General features: G+C 40.0%; 14 protein-coding genes. 6 read left to right on the top strand and 8 right to left on the bottom strand.

What is annotated here, in order from left to right; genetic code table 11:
* Window positions 1–203: 203 nt before the first annotated feature.
* Entirely contained in the window at window positions 204–2,339 is a 2,136-nt protein-coding gene (locus tag MTP24_RS10740) for a TonB-dependent siderophore receptor (protein WP_243531153.1), read from the top strand.
* A gap of 29 nt (window positions 2,340–2,368) precedes the next feature.
* Here the strand turns inward: MTP24_RS10740 and MTP24_RS10735 are convergent, their stop codons facing one another.
* From MTP24_RS10735 to MTP24_RS10705, 7 genes are all read right to left on the bottom strand, one after another.
* On the bottom strand, window positions 2,369–3,448 hold the full coding sequence (locus MTP24_RS10735; protein ID WP_243531151.1) for a mechanosensitive ion channel domain-containing protein: 1,080 nt from the start codon (window positions 3,446–3,448) through the stop codon (window positions 2,369–2,371).
* Window positions 3,449–3,550: 102 nt separating this feature from the next.
* Entirely contained in the window at window positions 3,551–3,952 is a 402-nt protein-coding gene (locus MTP24_RS10730; protein ID WP_243531149.1) for a DUF6691 family protein, read from the bottom strand.
* Window positions 3,953–3,955: 3 nt separating this feature from the next.
* Complete coding sequence (locus MTP24_RS10725; RefSeq protein WP_243531146.1) at window positions 3,956–4,369, bottom strand: YeeE/YedE thiosulfate transporter family protein; 414 nt, start codon at window positions 4,367–4,369, stop codon at window positions 3,956–3,958.
* 1 nt (window position 4,370) lies between these two features.
* The gene (locus MTP24_RS10720) at window positions 4,371–5,630 is read right to left on the bottom strand and encodes an outer membrane protein transport protein (RefSeq protein ID WP_243531144.1); all 1,260 of its coding nucleotides are present in this window, start codon (window positions 5,628–5,630) and stop codon (window positions 4,371–4,373) included.
* 224 nt (window positions 5,631–5,854) lie between these two features.
* A complete protein-coding gene (locus tag MTP24_RS10715; RefSeq protein WP_243531142.1) occupies window positions 5,855–7,285 on the bottom strand; it encodes a sugar porter family MFS transporter in 1,431 nt (476 codons plus the stop codon).
* 35 nt (window positions 7,286–7,320) lie between these two features.
* Window positions 7,321–8,415 (bottom strand): FecR domain-containing protein, encoded by a 1,095-nt coding sequence (locus tag MTP24_RS10710; RefSeq protein ID WP_203986621.1) that lies wholly within the window; start codon window positions 8,413–8,415, stop codon window positions 7,321–7,323.
* Window positions 8,408–8,980: an RNA polymerase sigma factor gene (locus MTP24_RS10705; protein ID WP_203986624.1), complete on the bottom strand. Its 573-nt coding sequence runs from the start codon at window positions 8,978–8,980 to the stop codon at window positions 8,408–8,410. The genes MTP24_RS10710 and MTP24_RS10705 overlap by 8 nt, the downstream gene beginning before the upstream one ends.
* 354 nt (window positions 8,981–9,334) lie before the next feature.
* On the opposite strand from MTP24_RS10705, the gene MTP24_RS10700 reads away from it, so the two are divergent.
* The 4 genes from MTP24_RS10700 to MTP24_RS10685 all read left to right on the top strand — a co-directional run bounded on the left by MTP24_RS10700 (window position 9,335) and on the right by MTP24_RS10685 (window position 15,747).
* Entirely contained in the window at window positions 9,335–12,628 is a 3,294-nt protein-coding gene (locus MTP24_RS10700; RefSeq protein ID WP_243531140.1) for a TonB-dependent receptor, read from the top strand.
* Between the two features lie 71 nt (window positions 12,629–12,699).
* A complete protein-coding gene (locus MTP24_RS10695) occupies window positions 12,700–14,256 on the top strand; it encodes a tryptophan halogenase family protein (RefSeq protein WP_243531138.1) in 1,557 nt (518 codons plus the stop codon).
* Window positions 14,257–14,294: 38 nt separating this feature from the next.
* Window positions 14,295–15,035, top strand: coding sequence for a SapC family protein (locus MTP24_RS10690; protein WP_243531136.1), 741 nt, complete (start codon window positions 14,295–14,297; stop codon window positions 15,033–15,035).
* A complete protein-coding gene (locus MTP24_RS10685; protein WP_243531134.1) occupies window positions 15,028–15,747 on the top strand; it encodes a DUF6445 family protein in 720 nt (239 codons plus the stop codon). The genes MTP24_RS10690 and MTP24_RS10685 overlap by 8 nt, the downstream gene beginning before the upstream one ends.
* A 7-nt stretch (window positions 15,748–15,754) precedes the next feature.
* Here the strand turns inward: MTP24_RS10685 and MTP24_RS10680 are convergent, their stop codons facing one another.
* Window positions 15,755–16,249 carry a dual specificity protein phosphatase family protein gene (locus MTP24_RS10680; protein WP_243531132.1) on the bottom strand — a complete coding sequence of 165 codons (495 nt, stop codon included), beginning with the start codon at window positions 16,247–16,249 and terminating at the stop codon, window positions 15,755–15,757.
* Between the two features lie 89 nt (window positions 16,250–16,338).
* Here MTP24_RS10680 and MTP24_RS10675 point away from each other — a divergent pair, with 89 nt between their 5' ends.
* Window positions 16,339–18,576, top strand: coding sequence for an exonuclease domain-containing protein (locus MTP24_RS10675; protein ID WP_243531130.1), 2,238 nt, complete (start codon window positions 16,339–16,341; stop codon window positions 18,574–18,576).
* Window positions 18,577–18,592 lie beyond the last annotated feature (16 nt).

The following is an 18,592-nucleotide window of genomic DNA, read 5'->3' as shown; positions in this document are numbered from 1 at the left end:
ATTTTTAGATATGTTATATTATATCAATTATGTATTCCAGTAATGCTAATTAATTTATTCATAGCTGAGCTGCCAATTTAGTGTGTTGCTTAAATACTCTTCATTCGAAAAATAAGGATGAATATGAAATTATTTACATTGCACATGATAATGATAGTCGTTATCATTTAAGGCGTTTTATACACCTTTTTTTCAGGATCAACATGTTTAACCAAAAATATTTGGCGCTCAGTATTGCTGCATCTTTTTCTGCTTTTTCTAATGTGGTATTTGCCGAGCAAAATAACGAAATTGAAACAATAGAAGTAACAGGCCGTGCTCAGCAATTTTACCTAGAAACCGAAAGTAAAATTGGCACTAAAACGGATTTAGATCTTATTAAATTACCGCAATCTGCGCAGGTATTAACCGAGCAACTTATTATTGACCAAGCCGCGCGCGATATTACCGATTTATACCGCTCAATAGCCGGGGTAAGTGAGTACAGTTATTCAGGAGTTACTTTTCGCGGATTTAGAGACGATGCCAATGTATTTTACGATGGCGTACGTGGCGATCCGTACTCGGGCTTTGGTGTACCGCAATTATTTAATGTAGCGCGTGTAGAAGTATTAAAAGGCCCAGCCTCTGCGTTATATGGTGGTGGTGAGCCAGGCGGTATGATCAACTATGTGACTAAAAAGCCTTCGTACACGCAAAGCAAAGAGCTAAAGCTAACGCTTGGCAATTACGACACACGTGGTGCATCTCTTGATATGACCGGCAGTTTAACCGACACCATGGCGTATCGTGTAGGTGGTTATTACGAAGAGCAAGACAGCTTTCGTAATAATGCAGATTCAAAAAACAGTGAGTTTACCGGTGGTTTATTATTTGATTTAACAGATTCAACCACACTAACCACAAGTGTTGACTACATCAAACAAGACTTAGGCGGTAACCGTTTACGTGGTGTACCGGTAGATGACAATGGCAACTTTTTAGTTGACCCTAGTTACAACGCAAACGAAGCATTTGACTACCAAGACATGGAAGCGTTAGTGCTGCAAGCCGAGCTAAAGCATTACTTTAATGATGATTTTTCTGTAAGTAGCACACTTCGTTACATGGATAACGAACGCGACCAAGCCTACCATGAGTCGCAAAGCTGGGTAGATGTAAACGGCGATGGTGAAGCAAACATTGATGACGAAACCATTAAACGCGAATACCGTAATCAATACCGCGCAAATGAAGAAACAAGCTTAACCACCGACTTTGTTTATAGCTTTGAGCAAGGCCAATTAGCACACCAAGTATTATTTGGCGGCGACTACCACATAGTTGATACCGAGTACGATTACTTACGTGCCCGCTATGAAGCAGACGGTGTGACTAATTTAAACATATTTAACTTAAATTACGGCGAAACCGACCCACGTACTTATAACCTGACAGACATGAACCGCGATGGTGTTGAAACCGACCGTTTTGGCCTATACGTACAAGATGTTGTAAGCATTAATGAGCAATGGACCGTGATTGCCGGCCTGCGTTACGATTATTTTAAAGAGCTAAACAAAGAAACCGGTTACAGTTACTCAGATAACGATGTAACCCCGCGCGTGGCTGTTACATACCAACCTGTTGAAAACACATCGGTATACATAAACTACTCAGAAAGCTTTAACCCCGCATCATCAGGCGATCAAGAAGATGTAGAGGGCGAGGGTAATTTAACCCCAGAAACCGGTAAACAAACCGAAATTGGTATGAAAAACAAATGGCTAGATGGCAAAATTATGAGCACCTTTGCTATTTACCAAATTAATAAAGAAAACGTAGTAATGAGCAACCCTGACGACACTGGCGCGGGGGATGGCATTGCAGCACTTTTAAATATTGGTGAGGTAGAAAGCCGTGGGTTTGAAACAACGCTGGTGGGCGATTTAACCGAATACTGGACGCTAACTGCTAACTACGCCTATAACGATACGCTAGTTGTTGAGGGGGTAACGGGCGATACTATTTCAAGCACCTACGGTGATGGCTCTCGTTTTGCTAATGCCCCGCGCCATCAAGCTGGTTTATGGTCGCGTTTTGCGCTTGATAGCATCGACTCGTCTATAGCATTTGGCGCAAATTACGTAAGCGAGCAAATAAGCCAAGACGGCCAAAAAGTTAAACCCTTTACCGTATTTGACATGAGCTGGAGTACCCGCTTTGACGATGTGTTATTAAGTGTAAATATCAATAATCTATTCGATAAAAAATACGCAGTAAGTGGCTTTAGTGAGCGTAACGGTCACTTCCCAGGCAGCCCACGAGAATTAGTAGGCCAAGTAACCTATAAATTTTAAAGCAATTTAAGCGCGAGCTTATCTCGCGCTTATTTTTTATCGCTATTAAAATTAGCGGCTTCTTGAGCTGTGTTAATAGCTGTAATAGGGAAGGGGATCACAATACCTTCTTGGTTATAGCGTTTATGTAGCGCTTTAATAAAAGCAGATTTAACCCAAAACCGATTAAAGTACTCTTTTGCGCGCAGCATTACGGTAAAATTAATGCTTGAGTTATCAAAGGTGTGATACACCACAAAGGTATTGTAATCATCAACGCCCCACTCATGGTCAATCAGTATTTGTCGCGCAACTTCAAGCGTTACTTGCTCTACAAATTCTAGGTCTGAGCTGTAATGAACGCTTACATCAACAGGCACACTCAGCTCTTTTTCGGGGTAAAAGTAATTAATAATACGCGATTTAGAAAGCTGACTATTAGGAATAATAATCATATTATTTGGCAGCATTTTAACCCACGTAGAGCGCCAACCAATTTTTTCTACAAAGCCTTGCTCCTTTGACTCAAGCTCAATAAAATCACCTACGCGTATGGGTTTATCAATAACGAGCTGTACGCCCGAAAAAAAGTTTTCAAGGGTGGGTTGTAAGGCAAGTGCCACCGCCAATGACGTAATACCAAGAGATGCAATAATAGGTGTAATTGAAATACCCAATGTGCCTAATAAAACCAACAACCCCACTGAAAACAATGTAACGCGAATAACCCCCTTAATAATACTTTGAGAATTGAATATAACGGCTGATTGTTTAGCATAGTGATTAACCGTGCCAATAATAAAGTGATTTAAAAAGAAAATAAGTGCAAGTAAAGCTAATACAATATTGATGCTGTTGAACGGAATTCGCTTCGCTAACTCGGGGTCAATAACGAATGTATCGTGCTCCAAAATGGTGATTAGCACAATAAACGTGCAAAGTGTGAGTGGTTTAGATATTGAGTCAAGAAGTAGGGTATCGAATGTAAAAGTGGTTTTTGATGTCCACTTTTGTAACCAATACATTATAAAAAAACGAATAAAAAACAAGAGTATAGTTATGATTGAAAGGTAAGCTACTGTACTCAACCAAGGGGTGTTATTAATAACATCAAGCGTATTTTTGAGCATAACTTAAACCTAATAAATATATTTATATTTATTACAGCAAGTTATGTACCTATGTTTAGAATAAAAAAAGTGTATTGCCGAGACAAGCTCGGCAAAAGTCGCTTATATTTTTTTGGCCAACCACATTCCACCCAGTACCGAGGCAAAAAACAGCCAAAACTCCATTTTGAGTGACACTAATTGAACCAAGCCTGGGCCTGGGCAAATACCACTCAATCCCCACCCTAAACCAAACAAAACAGAGCCCGTAATTAATCTACGATCTACATTTTTTAGATTACTCAGGCTAAATGTTTCACCAAATAAAGGGCTGTCTTTTTTAGAAACCCAAAACCACGCCAACATCATTATTCCCATGGCTACAGCCATTACAATAATTAAACTGCCATCCCAGTTCTCGCCAAAGGTTAAAAAGTTGAGTACTTTATCAGGGTTAGTCATTCCACTAATAATAAGGCCTAAGCCGAAAATAAAGCCTAAAAACACCGATGTAATTGCTTTCATGTTTTATCCAATTAAGTTAGCAGTGATAACGGCAACAAGCATAAACACACATGTTGAAACCCAAGAGCGAGTAGAAAAACGCGACATACCACACACGCCATGCCCGCTTGTACAACCATTAGCAAGTGAAGTACCTACACCCACTAAAAGGCCCGCTACAATAATTAACCAAGAGGGTATATTTAAATCGCCCTCTAATAATTCAGGTGCAACAAATAAGGTAGCAACGCCTGCAATTAGTAAGCCTGCAATAAAGCATACTTTCCATACATTATCGGGTTTTAATGGGGTGAACAGCGATTTAACTAATCCTGAAATACCGGCTACTTTGCCAAATAAAACCAGTAATAGTGCGCAGGCTATACCTATTAAAGCACCGCCTAAAGCGGCTGAAATGGGCGTAAATTCGGTTACCATTTTAAATTCCCCAAACAATAGATACACCAACACCAGACTGTTGCATTTCAATTGATAATTGTTGGTTAGGCGCTAAAAAGTTTGCACCCGATACTTTTTTAGCTGGCGAGTAAAAAGCCATAGCGTTTAATTGTACTTTTTCGCTAACTTTATGACTAAAACCCGTTGTAAAATGCCACTCTTGTACACCCGGCGCTAAAATATTAAATAACACCTCAGACGATGGAATAGGCTGTTGCGTGTATGAAACACCAAAGCGAATTTTTTGCTTTGCAGTGCGCTGCCACTGATAGCCTAGTTTATATATATCCATATCTTCCCAGCCAAACCCTGCACCTGCGCTTGCACCTAAAGGTGCAGACATTAAGTTACTCATTGGATTGGCAATGCTTTTAACTTCACTGTAGTTTATTTTTTGCCAATCAAATACAACTTGGTTTGTAGGCGTTAACTTATAAGCGGCACCAATTTGAATCGAGCTTGGTAAATCAAAGCCACCATTTTCTGCAAATAAACCTTTATAGCTATCAAACTCATCCATAGACACCGATGAGCGGTAACTGGCACCCCAGCTAAACGATGTGCCTACGGTTTGAGTTATACCTACTTGTACACCTAAACCTGTGCTGGTGTCGGTGCCATTATTTGTAAGCGCTTGGGGCGATTGCGAAAAAGGCGCAAAGTTTCCAAGGCCTGTTGCTTTAAACTGTTGCACAACATAAATAGGTGAAACCCCCACTTTTGTTTGCTCATTTAACTGGTAGTTAATAGTTGGGCTAATAAACATCTGCTTTAAATCAACGCCAGTCGTGCCAGCATAAAATGTGCCTTCGGGTTCTGACTCGGCGTTGTAGTCGGTGTTCATGCCGCCATTGCCGTAAACTAATAAGCCAATATTTATTTTGTCATTGAGCTGGTGGCCAATGGCAAATTCAGGAATAGCAAATAACGTGTTATCACTTTTTTGGGTTTTTGCTTCAAGATAAAGCGCATTAGGATAAAACGTATCTACAGATGAAGCTGTGTATTTTCTATCAGGTGAAAATAACTCTAACCCAACTGAAATTTCAGTGTCATTTACATTAAAGCTAGCAGGATTATTTGCACCCGACATCAACTCTTCCGATAGCGCAACACCCGCACCCGCCATGCCTTTGTGGGTCATGCCATAACCATGAGTAAAATACCCATTGGTAGCAAGTGCGTTAAAAGAACCTAGGGTAAAGGTTAGGGCCAAACCAGATACTAACTTATTTTTCATTTTGACAGACATACGAAGTTGGAAAAGGCGGACAATAGCTAATTTTATATATTCAAAAAAGGAATTTAAATCGATTACTTATAGTAAAAAGGAATATTAAGGGTGGGTAGTGAATTCAATATTTAGCGCAGTAACTTCTTAATCCTTGCATACAGCTGTTGAATCAATCATTTAACTAAAAAACACAAAGCGGTGAGAGGGTTCACCGCTTTTTATTTGGCTAATTACATAGACTCAAGTGTTTTACCTCGGGTCTCTTTAATGTATTTAACAACAAAAAATATACTAATAAGTGCCGATAACGCATAAAAGCCGTACGCACCTGCAAGGCCAATATTAGCCAGCATAATAGGGAAGGTCATGGTAATGGCAAAGTTAGCAATCCACTGTGCGCTTGCAGCAACTGCAAGCGCTGCGCCGCGAATACGGTTATTAAACATCTCGCCTAATAACACCCACACAACCGGGCCCCAACTTAAGCCAAAAAACACCACAAATAAGTTAGCCATAATAAGCGCAAACGTACCCATGTTATCGCTAAGTGCAAGCTTGCCTGCTTCATCAAGGCCTGCGCTGCCAAATATATAAGTAAGCGCACTTAAGCTAATAAACATACCCACACTGCCCACAAGTAAAAGTGGTTTCCGACCAATTTTGTCAACAAGGGCAATAGCAATAAAGGTCGATACAATATTAGTAGTACCCGCTAATACATTTATAAATAGCGATTGCGACTCGTCAAACCCAGCAGCTTGCCAAAGCTCAGAGCCGTAATAAAATACCACGTTAATACCTACAAATTGCTGAAATACACTCAGCGCAACACCCGCCCAAACAATTGGGTGTACTTTTTTACTGCCATCAATAAATAAATCACGAATACTCGGCTTTTTATCGCTATGCAAAGAGTTTTTAACATCGCTTATTTGCGCATCAGCACTGTCGTTCGAAATTTTACTAAATACCGTTTTTGCATCGTCTACTTTACCTTGCGCCACTAAATAACGAGGCGACTCAGGAATAAACAACACACCCACTAAAAACAGTATTGCAGGCACAAGCTCAACCCAAAACATCCAGCGCCAAGCGGCTATATCAAGCATTAAAATGTTTTGCGCACTACCAGCTGCATCAGCAATTAAATAGTTACTTAAAAACGCAGCAAACAAGCCCAATACAATAGCGAGTTGTTGAAGTGTAGCTAAACGACCACGAAGGGCGGGTGGTGCAACCTCTGCAATATAAGCCGGCGCTAATACCGATGCAGCACCAATACCTAAGCCACCAAATAAGCGGTAAAAAATAAACTCGGCCGAGCTTTCGCTAATGCCTGAGCCAAACGCACTAATAGCAAAAATAATCGCGGTGATGATCATAATGGCACGGCGACCAAATTTATCAGCCAGTGGCCCCGCAGCAAGAGCCCCCAAGGCGCACCCTAATAATACCGATGCCACATTGAAGCCCGTAGCCACACTGCTTGAATTAAAAGCATTGCCGAGCGCCGACACCGTGCCGTTAATAACGCCCGAGTCAAAACCAAATAAAAAGCCACCAATAGCAGCCACTGCAGAGATGAAAATTACATAAAAAAGAGAGCATGTGCCCAATGTGTGCGCCGAGCTATTACTGCTCGGCGAGATAGGTGATGTCATAATTGTGTGTCCTAGTTTTATTATTGTGTACTTTACTAAATTGAGACGTGTGGTGCAGCGTATTTTAGACGAATTTTATCAGGGCTAACTCTCTCATAATCAATATTAAAATTATTGTTTAATACTTCTAATAACCCTTTAATATCGCCCGTTTTAAACATGCCAGCTACTTGTACTTGTTTGAGACGGTCATCTTCTGAAAGCTCAAAATCTATATTTGTATAGCGGCCGATTTCAGCCATGGCTTCAGCAAGTGATTCACCTCTAAATATTAAGCTACCTTTGCGCCACGATAATCTTGCGGCTACATCCATAGGATCAACTTTTTCGACCGCTTTAGCAATTTTACCTTTAAAGCTTAAATCAAGTTTTTCTCCCTTTGACACCGAAGTTGAACTATTTGATAAATACTGTCCTTGTTTATTAGTCCCCAGGGAAAGGTTGGGTAACGATTCGGCTTTTTGCTCTGCAACAAGGACTTTGCCATCTGTCACAATGAGTTCTATTTGCTTTTGACCTACTTCTACATTAAATGCAGTACCAACAGCCTGAATAACTTTATCACCAGCGATAACACTTAAAGGACGCATTTTATCGTGAGCTACGTCTATATGAATTTCACCACGCAGTAAATTTATTACGCGAGAGTGTTGGGTATACCTCACTTGAACGAAGCTATTTGTGTTTAAGGTGATTTTGCTTTTATCAGAAAGCAGTATGTCCTTACTTTCACCTACGTCGGTTTGAAAATTAAGTTGTTTAGCAACCACTGCTGACTGATTAACTGGGTAAAAAAATGAAAAGTTAAATGCTTCTTGAAAAAGGCTAAGTGCAACCGCTAATAAAATAGAAGCAGCTGTTGCACTCAACCACATAGGGAGACGTTTTTGTTTTACTGGTGTTTGTGGAAATAGATCTGACAAACGACTGAGATCGTCCATTTTATCCCACAGCTTTGCTACCTCAAGTAACACTTCTACATTTTTATAAGATTGTGCTAACCATTGCTTTAGCGCTTGCTCTTCAGATTTAGTCAATCCACGTTCAAGTTTAGCCAGCCACTCACTGGCTTCATCAAGGCGCAAATCGTCGCTAGTGTTTCGCTCGTTTATGTGATGAATATTAGTCATTCCTACCTCCTGCATTTAGCTGGGAAGAAGTATTTGGTTGCTCATAAACACTTTTTTTAGATTGACGCATAAATTGCGTACAACGTTTCATGCCTGTTGCTATATGTTTTTCCACGGTACTTTCACTAATGTTTAATTGAGCAGCAATTTCTCGCTGCGAATAACCATACACTTTTTTTAATACAAACACTTTGCGGCATTGCACGGGTAAAAGCCGTATGGCTTCACAAAAATTAGAAAACTCACTATCGGTTAGTGCTTTTTCATACATTTCGTCTTGCTGATGCTCCGCTAAGAGTTGCTCTAACGCTTCCATGTTGTCGATCCCATCGACTAGGCGTATATTGGCTTGCTTTTGATAATCGAGCGCTAAATTTCGCGCCGTTTTATAAATAAAAGATTTTGGTGAGCTTATGTTTTCAGTGTTTTTAATCTGACAAATTCGCACATAAGTTTCTTGCACTATATCTTCAATTTCATGTGGCGGCACTATGCGTGCAACTACATTTGAGAGACTTTTGCGCGAGGCCAAATAGACCTTATAAAAAAGTGTGTCTTTCGTCATTTAGTGTGTGTCTCGTGTGTGTGTTTACGGCAATTATTGTTATTGTTTTGCCACTTCAAACTAAGACGAATGGTAAGAAAAAATCCGCCATTAAATTTAAAAAATAAATCAGCATTATATTTTATAAATTTAATGTTCATTAACCGCACGGGGCATAAAGCTTGTAATGTAAAGGCGAAGTGTACTACAGTTTTTTCATTACAAATACCTCACCAGGTACTGATTATTCATTTTAAAAACTTTAACTTTTTAATTAATAAGTAAAAAATGGCAATTTGGACTGTATTTTTAATCGTTTAAAAATACAAGTAAAAACGCTAACAATAAAAATAATCAAGGCAAAAACAAATTAGCATGGCAAGTCAAAAAAATAATTTATTTAAAAAAAATAAAAAATATTTATGGAGGAAAATAAAAAGTCACTCGTCTTTATTCAGTGTATGGCCAAAAACTATACACAAGGAATATGTGCATTTGCCGCTTTGTTTACCAATTTATGTGCTGGTTTTTAGCTTATTCACCACCGAGGTAAAAGCGAGCCCTGTAAACGATAAAGCAGTGTTTAATATTCCTAGACAAAGGGCCGATTTATCGCTAATAAATTTTGCCGAGCAAGCCGATATTACTTTGCTTTTTCCGCTGGATAAAATTCAGCAGTTACAAACAAATACTATTGCTGGCGAGTATTCAATAATAAACGCGTTACAGATTTTACTCGATGGCACAGGTTTGCGACCGCAAGTTAGCGAAGATGGGCAAATATCTATTTTAATAGACCCAAGTTTCGAGAGAACTGACAACATGGCTAACTATAAAAAAAATGGCGTGTCGAGTGCTGTACTAGCTGTACTAAGCACAATGGCAACGCTCCCTGCAATAGCAGAAACAGCAGCACAAGAACCAGAAATAATTGAAGTACGCGGAATTAGAGGCTCGCTTGGCCGAGCTATGGATGCCAAAAGAGAAGCGGGTGGCGTGGTTGACTCCATTTCAGCTGAAGATATTGGTAAATTTCCTGACACAAATTTAGCTGAGTCTTTACAGCGTATTACAGGGGTTTCAATAGACCGTTCAGGCGGTGAAGGGCAGCTCATTACGGTACGTGGTTTTGGCCCGCAGTTTAATACAGTGCTTGTAAATGGACGCCAAATGGCATCTGAAAATCAAAGCCGTGCGTTTAGCTTTGATACTATTGCATCAGAGCTGGTTAAAAGCTTAGACGTATTTAAAACCTCAACAGCCACAAAGCAGTCAGGCGGTATTGGTTCAACAGTTAATGTAAATACAGCGCGACCATTTGCAATTAGCGGTTTTAAAGTTGCGGGCAGTGTTAAAGGTATTTACGATGAAAATAGTGAAGAAACTACACCTGAGATTTCTGGCTTAATTAGCAATACGTTTAATGATGACACACTAGGTGTGTTGTTTGCTGTTTCTCGCCAGGAGCGCGAAACACGCTTAAACCAGGCACAGGTAGACGGTTGGTTAGAAAACGTGGGCGTCCCAAATCCGCAAACTCAAAGCGGGCAAGCATATACCGGTAATATTTTTTCGCCGCGTAACTACGATCATAAAGTCACTACAGAAACACGTACACGTACTAATGCAAATTTAGTTATACAGTATGCACCTTCAGATGATTTAGTTATAACAGCTGATGGGCTTTATTCTGATTTTGATGTTGAAGCTGACACCACGTCTTATGGGCATTGGTTTACAGCGCCAAACCTAGAAGGCTTTGGCGGGGCTGCAGGGCCAACTGTAGACGAAAATGGCACAGTGGTTGATTTATATCAAGAGGTAGGCCTTGCTACCGATATGCACGCTAAAAAGTTTGATCGCTTAACAAGCTCTAGCGCATTAGGTTTAAACTTTGATTGGCATGTAAACGATAATTTAAATATGAAATTTGATTTAAGCCACTCAAAGGCTGAGCGTGAGGCTAATAACGGTGGTGGCGATCAGCTATCGTTGATTGGCTATGCTAACCGAGTTCGATTTGAAGTAGATGGCGGTATTTTACCTTACGCAAGTGAGTTTGCTTCTGCTAATCCTAATATTTATAGCGGTCAGCAAGAACTTGATGGGGTTGCTTATAACCCTGCGATTGCACCTGATGGCGTATCAAATCATTTAGATACCGCCAATAGTCGAGCACACGTAATGCTACGTCGTGGTTGGGCTGTAGAAGATACCGTGGATCAGTTTCGTTGGGATAGCATTTGGCATAACGATGGTAGCTCAGGCCTAGTTTCGGTCAAGTTTGGTGCTATGTATTCAACTGAAACTAAAAATCTTGATCGTTGGGATAACGAAGGTGTTGGTATTCACTGTACTTTTTGTGGTTACCCGGATAACCCAAGTATGGATGGCTTAGCACAATTTGTATTTGATGCAGGTGATGACTTTTTAGGCGATGTAAGCGGCAGCGGTCGTATGCCAACGTCATGGCTTGCACACGATGGCGAGGCAAACTTTGCGTACCTTGAGCAAATAGCTGCGGCGAATGGTCAACCTATTAGTTTTGATGCAGTTAAACGTAATAAGTCGTTTGAGATAACTGAAGATACGTTCTCGTTTTATACTGAGTTTGATTTTGAAGCTGAGCTTGCAGGCATGCCTTTATACGCAACAGCGGGCTTTAGATACGAAAGCACTGATGTAAACGTAAAGGGGACCGATGAGCCGGTTAGTGCGTTAACCATTCTAGATAAAACAGAAATGCTCGCTAACTTTGGCGCTGTAGAAAATATCTCAGCAAGTTCAGATTACGAAGCGATTTTACCTAACTTTAGTGTAAAGCTTGAAATAAACGATGAGCTAATAGCACGTGCTGCGGTATCACAAACAATTACACGGCCAACGCTCGATAGTATGTCGCCTGTAACAGTTATTGAAACAACTCGTCAAGGCGGCAATTTAACATCAAGCTCTGGTAACCCAGCGCTTGAGCCATTTACCTCTGATAACTTAGATTTATCGTTGGAGTGGTATTACGCTGATGCCAGTTATTTATCTGCGGGTTACTTTAGAAAAAATGTTGCTAACTTCATTATTAATACGACCGAAGACTTAACTTTTGAATTGTCTGGCGGCGGATTGTTAACTGACCCCTCTACAGGTAACGATGTAGACAACCCTGATGCTGCCGACTCGACGGCTGTATTCACTAATACATTGCCCAATAATAGCGAATCGGCGATTGTTGATGGCTGGGAAGTCGCCTTGCAACATAGTTTTGATAGTGGCTTTGGCTTTATGGTTAATGCAACATTTGTAGATAGCGATGCAGAGTTAGACTCTGCAGATATAACTCAAGTTTTTGCATTAACAGGCTTAAGCGACTCTTATAATGTGGTTGGCTTTTATGAGAATGGGCCATTTCAAGCGCGTTTAGCTTATAACTGGCGCGATAGCTTTGTTCAGTCACTTACACAGCTAAATGGTGATGGTGTGACAATTGTGGAAGATTACGCACAACTTGATGCTAGCGGCAGCTATGACATTACCGAAAATGTATCGGTATTTTTTGAAGGTATTAACTTAACCGAAGAATACGTGCACAAGCGTGGTCGTTTTTCTAATCAATTATTGTTGGTTGAAGATAGCGGACGACGTTTTGCGTTAGGTATTCGCGGTAGTTTTTAACTTTAATTAATAAAGTGGCTTTTACAATTAGTAATAGCCACTTTTTCAATATGCCTTTATAGGTAACAAGTATGAACCAGCAAAATAAAAAAATAAAAACAGTGGTTGTCGTTGGTGGTGGTATAGCGGGCTGGCTAACAGCCGGACGATTAGCGGCGCACCACAAAAGTAATACCCCGGATGGCCTTAATGTTGTTCTCGTTGAGTCTCCAAATGTACCAATTATAGGTGTTGGGGAAGGTACTTGGCCTACCATGCGCAGTACATTAATAGCACTTGGTATTAGCGAAACTGATTTTATACGCGAGTGTGAAGCAAGCTTTAAGCAAGGAGCAAAATTTGCCAAGTGGGTAGATGGCTCCGAGGATGATTTTTATTATCACCCATTAGTTTTGCCACAGGGCTTTTCAAAAACAGATATGGCTGGCCACTGGTTAAATAACACCGCTGAGTCAACGTCTTTTTCAAACGCAGTGTGTTACCAAGAAGCTATTTGTGAGCAAGGGCTTGCCCCTAAAACAATTCGCACCCCAGAATATGCTGCTATAGCTAATTATGCCTACCACTTAGACTCGGCAAAATTTGCCGTTTTTTTACAAAAACATTGCACGCAGGAACTTGGTGTTAAACATATTTTGGCTGATGTAACACAGGTTAATAATGCTAAAAATGGCGATATTGCAAGCGTTACTACAAAGCAACAAGGTAAAATTAGCGGTGATTTATTTGTTGATTGCACCGGCTTTTCATCATTGTTATTAGGCGAGCATTATAGGGTTCCTTTTATGCCTTGCGATGATGTGCTGTTTATCGATACCGCCTTAGCAGTGCAAGTCCCTTATGAGAATGAAGATGAGAGCATTGCATCCCACACAATCTCAACAGCGCAAGAAGCAGGTTGGATATGGGATATAGGGTTACAACACCGCCGTGGTGTAGGTTACGTGTATTCGAGTAAATATAGTAGCGAAGCTGAAGCACGAGAAAAGCTCAAAGCGTATGTTGGCGATAAAATAGAGTCGTTAACAATTAGAAAAATCCCTATTAAAAGCGGCCACCGCTCACACTTTTGGCAGAACAACTGTGTTGCGGTTGGGCTTTCAGCTGGTTTTTTAGAGCCGCTTGAAGCCTCTGCATTGGTATTAGTTGAAATGTCAGCACAGATGATAAGCGAACAACTCCCCCAGACCCGCGATATTATGGATATTACCGCCAAACGCTTTAACGAGACGTTTACCTATAGGTGGGAAAAAATAATCGACTTTTTAAAACTGCATTATATTTTATCAAACCGTGACGATAACGCATTTTGGCGTGATAACAGAGACCCAAAAACGATTCCTCAAAGCTTACAAGATCTAATGAAGTTGTGGCAATACCGCGCTCCTGCTGATCACGACTTTACAAGTAATAATGAGGTGTTTCCAGCGGCCAGTTATCAATATGTTTTATACGGCATGGGCTTTAAAAGTGATTACAGCACAACTGCCTATATGCTTAAAGACACTGTTTTCGCTAAAAGTCAGTTTGATAAAAATAAGAGCATGATAAACCAAGCAGTCACTAACTTACCTAGTAACCGAGAGCTGCTTAATAAAATTAAGCACCATGGTTTTAGTGCTATCTAGTTTAAAAAATTACACATAAAAACAATAAAGAGACACGCATGGAAAATTTAGTCGCATTAGAGCAAAGTGCTCATCAGCATATAAAAATAGATACACAAAAAGCACAATCACACGCTAAAAATCTTAATATGATCCCCGTAGTTATGGCGGAGCTTAGCCAAATTGCCGTTCAGCAGCCTATAGTTTTTGCAAAAAACTCAGAAACAGGCGAGTTTACATTAAATGCTTTATTAGGCTTTGAGCAACATGAGAACTTGTTTTATCAGCAATCACAGTGGCAGGGCGTATATTTACCGCTTCAGTTACAACGACAGCCATTTTTTGTTGGTGATACGCATAAGCAGCAAACGCAATACCCTGTGTGTATTAATTTAAACAGCCCTGCAGTAGTTGATAACTCTGCGCAAAGCGAAAATAATTTAGAACCAATTTATACCCAAAGCGCAGAAGAAAGTGGCTATTTTAAACAAATAAAGCAGTGTTTAGGGCATTTACTACAAGGCGAAATAGACAATAAAAAGTTAATTGATGCGTTGTTAAAGTATGAACTACTACAGCCATTATCGCTTGAAGTAACGTTTGAAAATAACAAAAAAACAAAGTTAAACGGCCTATACACTATTAATCAAGAAAAGCTCTCACAACTTAATAGTGATCAAATTACGCTTTTACATCAAAGTGCTTTATTACCTGCCATTTATACAGTAATAACCTCACTTGGTCAGATATACCCATTAATAGAGCGTAAAAATGCGGTGCTTAATTTAGCCGATGATTGATTTTACACTTAACAAAAATATGGTGTTACACATACACACTGTAGGGGAGGAAAAAACCCCAATAATTGTTATTGATGATTTTGTTAATAATGTAGATGCACTTATTAATTTTGCTGTGTTTTCTCAAAACGCCAGAGAAACATTTTGCGCACAAGAAAGTGACTTTTACCCAGGAGTAAGAAAAGCAGCACCGCTTAGTTATATAGAGCAGTTAAAAGCACTGGCGCCAATTATTAATTCACACTTTAATATGGCAGATAAAAGCGAGTTTGATGTAATACTTTCTGCCTTTTCAATTGCATGCACTGAACCTGATAAACTCAGGCCAATACAAATGCTTCCCCATTTTGACACACCTAATATGAAGCAACTTGCTATGGTGCATTTTTTATGTGATGAAACACATGGGGGTACTTCATTTTATAAACATAAAGCCCTGGGGTATGAACGCATCACAAAAGAGCGACTTATCCCTTATAGGCAAGCTATAAAGCAACAAGCCATGGCACAAAAGCTTCATAAAAACCCACATTATATAAATGGCAGCACAGCTTTGTTTGAGCAAATTTTCAGTGTAGAGGCAAAGCTAAACCGGGTTGTTATATATCCAAGCAACTTATTGCATTCCGGGAATATAAATGCAGCTAACGGTTATGCCTGCGATCCAATTAATGGGCGTTTAACTATTAGTAGCTTTGTGGTTTTACGTTAGTTTTTCATTACCCGTTAAAATTCTCAAAGTATTCTTTTTGCAATTCTATAGTTAGTGCTTTAGGGCGAATACCTTGTACTAGGCTGTATACCTCATCTTTTGTGTAACCTGCCGAATTTAAAATAAGCGCAGCGACCAACCCTGTGCGGCCAGTGCCGCCTTTGCAATGTATGGCAATGGTTTGTTTTTGCTGTATGGCTTGTAGTATGTCTGTTTTGTGGGTGTTCCAGCTTGATGTAAAAGGCTGTTTGGGTGCTTCGTCGTCATTTATTGGTAAATGAAACCAGGTTATATCGTGCTTTTTGCACTCACTATTAATTGTTTTTACGTTGTTTTTTTCAAGCTCCTTTTGCGGCATAAGTGAAAGCAGCATGTGAGTGCCAGCGGCTTTTAATGTAGCGATTGAATCCGCTAGGTTTTGCGTTTTTGTACCAGGGCAAGGCGTAAAAATAATATTTGCGCCGTTATTGAGTGATAAAACATCGTACGGGTGCGCGCTCATGGTAAGTCCTTTATTTTTAATAAATTTACTTTTATACGCTCACTATAGCGTGTTTTCGTTACAAGTTTAAGATTGAATAATAAGTACAAATGCTAGATACTGTTTTTATATACAGTCGTGGCGATGTTATGAAAAAAGAATTACCAGCAAAATATTATTTAGCGCATTTTAGAGAGCTTATTGAGTTTGTAACAAGTAAATGTATGCATTTACTTGAGCCCAAACACAGCCAATTTATTAGTAAAATTAACCAACTAGATGAGCAAAGCCAATGCATGTTGGCGCGTGTGTATTCGCGAAAACCTTATTTAGTGCAGGCGCAATCGCTCAATTATGAAGAAATAACTTCGCCATATCAGGCTATTTATACGCTAAAAACAGCGGGTATTTTATATGAGCCAAACGCACAGCATTATAAGCAGCTTATAGCGCATTTAACCAAGCCCATGCTGGTGGAGTTACTCAGTAATTACAGTGAGCAAGTAAGCTTTAAAAAAAGCGCAGCTAAAGGGGAGTTGGTCACTATTGCGTGCCAATTTTTTAGTGAGCGCGAAGATGATTTAGCCCCTTTATATAGCCAATATGTGATAAATAACCGTGAAGATTATTACGAGTATTTTGAGTTTTTATTTGCAGGGCGCTTAAGTAGTGGCGATGTAAACCATCAAAACCGCTTTGTTATGCGCGATTTAGGGTTAACCGCTACCCGCGAAGGGCACAGCGAGAGCTTGTCGCGCTTTAATACTCTCTCTGAGGCGCAATCTAATTATGTTTTAAATCGTTACCGTTTAGCGTTTAAAAATATCGGCAAAACAGCCGGTAATACAAAAGATGAAACCTTTGATGAGAAAACCCCTTACACCGAGCTTGCACATTTAGTTTTAGCGCAACCGGCGCATGGCGCACAAGCGCACGACATTAAAAACAAACTGCTGGTTAGGCTGTACAAACAACTTAAAAATACCGATAGCGAACTTGCTTTTAGCTTACTTGAAGGCTGCACCGATTACGCCGAAGCACAAGAAATTCAAATAAGAGAGCAATACCGCTTAGGTAATAAAGCGTGGGTAAAAGCGCAGCTAGAGCAAATTATAGAAAACCCGCTCACCGACGAATTACTGTACTTTGCTGATGACTTTTTAATGCGTAAGTTTAATAAACAAACACGTTCGCGCTTAAGTACTATGCTGGCCGATACCCAGTGTGTGCTTGAAATTGACGAAATTTACCGAGGCGATGTAGAGCAAGGCGTAAATGAGCATTACAGTGAAAAAGGGTTAACGGTATTTAATACCGAAAACACCTTATGGCAAAGCTTGTTTGGCTTAGTATTTTGGCACGAGTTATTTATTGAGTCGCCATACCCGCCGTGTAATGAATTTGATATTTACCCGCAAGTTTTACAGCTTGGTAATTTTTATGAAGCACAAAGCACGCAAATTGACGCACGTTTAAAAAGCTGTAGCACTAATCAGGCGCTGCTTAATTTGGTATGTAAGCATGCCGCGCAGTATTTTGAGCAGCCCAATGGTTTATTTAGATGGCGCAGCAATTTATTAGAGCCACTAGAGGCACTTATTTTAAACAGCCCGCTTGAAGCGTTAATTGCGCACTTAACGGCTATGAGCAAACACTATTTACAGCTAAAAGACGGCTACCCCGACTTAATGGTTATTAATAATGGCCAAGTACATTTTGAAGAGGTAAAAGCCCCAGGCGATAAGCTTAGGCGCAACCAACTTACCACTATTGATAATTTAAAAAATGTAGGCTTTACGGTACATATTGCTGCAGTTAAGTGGTTTGTAGACCCTAACCGTATTTATAGCGTGGTTGATATAGAAACTACGGGCAGCTTAAAAGGTGGTAACCGCATTACCGAAATTGGCATAGTTAAAGTACAGCACGGTAAAGTAATAGATACCTGGACGACACTTATTAATCCGCAGCGCCATATCCCAAGCTTTATTACTAAATTGACCGGCATAAGCGATGGCATGGTGTACAACGCGCCTGTATTTGCCGATATAGCACAGCCACTACTAGATAAACTTGCAGGCAGTATTTTTGTAGCCCATAACGTGAACTTTGATTACGGTTTTATTAAAAAAGAATGTGAGATTGCAGGGCACTTTTTTAAAATGCCAAAAATGTGCACCGTGGTTGAATCGCGCAGAGCGTTTAAAGGGTTAAAGTCGTATTCGCTTGGTAACCTTAGCGCGCATTTTAATTTAAACTTAACCAGCCATCACCGCGCATTGGCTGATGCAACTGCCACTGCTGAGCTGTTATTGCTGATACAAAAAAGTGAAACGCTAACGCAGTAGCTTATTATCTTATTTT

It is taken from the genome of Pseudoalteromonas sp. APM04 (genome assembly GCF_022809815.1).
Taxonomy (GTDB): Bacteria; Pseudomonadota; Gammaproteobacteria; order Enterobacterales; family Alteromonadaceae; genus Pseudoalteromonas; species Pseudoalteromonas marina.
Note: the sequence above shows the minus strand (reverse complement) of the source record. Positions and strands in the feature narration are given on the sequence as shown.